2 protein-coding genes are annotated in these 2,252 nt (G+C 60.7%); both read right to left on the reverse strand.

Annotated elements, in window-relative coordinates:
• Positions 1 to 837 (reverse strand): AAA family ATPase (locus ACEK02_RS03730; RefSeq protein WP_371420458.1); only part of this gene is annotated, 837 nt, incomplete at its 3' end.
• Positions 838 to 1,027: 190 nt separating this feature from the next.
• On the reverse strand, positions 1,028 to 2,194 hold the full coding sequence (locus tag ACEK02_RS03735; protein WP_371420459.1) for a replication initiation protein: 1,167 nt from the start codon (positions 2,192 to 2,194) through the stop codon (positions 1,028 to 1,030).
• Positions 2,195 to 2,252: the final 58 nt, after the last annotated feature.

A 2,252-nucleotide genomic window follows, 5' to 3' on the forward strand; every position in this document is an offset into this window, starting at 1 on the left:
AAACGCCGCGGTCGAGGAAAAGTCCATGACGGTTGGGGGCACCGGCACGACGAGTGCGTTGGCGGCGCGTAACACCGACAATGAGATGGCTCCGAGGGCTGGTGGCGGATCGAGGACGATGACATCAAAGCGATCGGAGATGCTGGCGATACCCTCGGAGAGACGATCGATAAGCCCCCCCTGCCCTCGCGCCATTCGGGCCGCGATCTCATATTCCGATTGAAACAGTCGCAAATTTGCCGGGATCAGTTCGAGACCGTCGAAATGCGTTTTGCGCAGCGCATAATCGAGCGAGGTCATCTCCTCCTCTCGTAGAAACGGGTACAGCGTGTCCTCCTCGCTCAGGTCGAGATCAGGCACATAGCCGAACAATGTCGTCGCCGAAGCCTGACTGTCGCAGTCGATGAGGGCAACGCGGTAGCCCTGGATCGCGAGATATTGGGCAAGGTGGACCGACAAGGTCGATTTGCCGACGCCTCCCTTGAAGTTCTGGACGGCGATGACACAGCATGGATCGTCGGCCGCGCGCCACGGCCGAGTTCCGAACAGACCTCGCATATCGTTGAGTTGGGCGAGGGTGTAGCCAACCCTGCGATTATTCTCGGTTCGCGGGGGTGGCGGAAGACGCCCATCCTTTTCCGCGTCGCGGATTGCAGCAGGCGTCCGCCCGACCAGATCAGCGGCCTTTCCGATCGGGAAGGTGGGCTCGCGGCGTTCATCCGCCCGTGCGCTGCGCGCAGAGTCGCGAAGGCGCTCCAGCACCGAGGAGGTTCGCTGGGCAAGCGTCGCGACCGAGAGAAGGTCATGAGTGTCGTCGATGTCTAGTGATGCTGCCACAGGGCGCCCCTTTGCGAAACTCGGGGCATAGTAGCGCTACTTGCGCTTTTTCGTCAAACAGAAGCGCTATTTCGAAAGTGGGCCACCGCTATGGACGACTATAGCGGCGAAAGCGGTTACCAAACGCCCTATCGGGCGGCCCATCCTGACTCGGTGGGGGCACGACGAAATTGCACCGGTGCAATTTCGCTTATGGGCGGCCCCTTCGAGCAACGAAACTCTCGCAAAAACCCGTCCAAGAACTCGTCAGCTTCGCGCCCTTGAGCTTCGCCAAGCGGTCGCCCATCTGCTGGCGATAGGCGTCGGCGATGAGATCGATATCCCATCCGCCCCCATGCGAACGGGCAATCGCGGCCAACCCTTCCGCGTTGAACCGGATCGTCCCTTGCGGAAAGACGATTTCCGAACTCTTCTCCGGCGCGATAAGCGCGCTGATGGCGGCCTTCACGACCGATCCCACTTCCACCGTGTCGGCGACCGTTTCCACAGCCCCTTCCCGGCGCGCCTTGCGTCCCGTCGAGTGCCGCTCAATCTCATCGACGGTCGCGATCTGCGCTGGCGCATCCTTCGGCTCAAAACGGAACTCGATCTCGGTCACCGTTCGGCCCTGTCGTATCTCCTTCCACTCGACTCGGAAGTGAGCCAGTTGGTCGATCTCGGCCTTTGCCTTTTCGAGCACCTTGCGACGGAGTTGCGCGAAATCCTTATACACCTCAGGTGATATTCCGAGCGCTGCACGCAGCGCTGCCATATCGCCCTTCCAGGTCGACTGCCGGCGATGGAGCCGCAGCGATCCAATCTCATAGAGTTTGAGCGCATAGCTCGATCGGAAGCCCAGCACCGCCTGCCGATTAAGAACGGCATAGCTCTCGGATTCCTGGATGAGCTTGCGCGCATCAGGCGTAAACTCCCATTCGATCCAACCCGCATCCGCGCCGTCTGTATCTTCCGCCTCTTCGCGAGACGACGAGATCAGCGAAAAACGCAGCGTCGCTTTCTTACCCCGCCAGGACCGGTCGTCGATCGCAAACAAGGTCCGGTGAAGTTCCTCCAGCATGTCGGAGATACGTTCATTACCCTTATGACCGCGGCGAATATCGGCCTTGCGCATCCGATGCGGCCGGTCCTGCCAGGCATCCCCGCCTGCGGTCAGAATCATCAAGGCGAGCAATCGCGACGCCGTCAGGCTGAGCGACTGGCCTTTCACGAACTTGATCTCAACGATGCTGCCGGGTTTGGCGAACTCCTCGCCACCCTTCGCTTGCAAAGCCGCCGCGACTCGCATGGCACGGCCCGGCGCCGAATCGGCTTGCGCCTCTTGCGCTGCATCGGCGCTTAGATTTTCCGCATGTTCCATGTCATATAGGCCGAGCGCGTATTGGCAGATTCGCCTAATTGCTGCCTGACCTGTCCTC

The sequence above is a fragment of the Tardiphaga sp. genome, assembly GCF_041424195.1.
Taxonomy (GTDB): domain Bacteria; phylum Pseudomonadota; class Alphaproteobacteria; order Rhizobiales; family Xanthobacteraceae; genus Tardiphaga.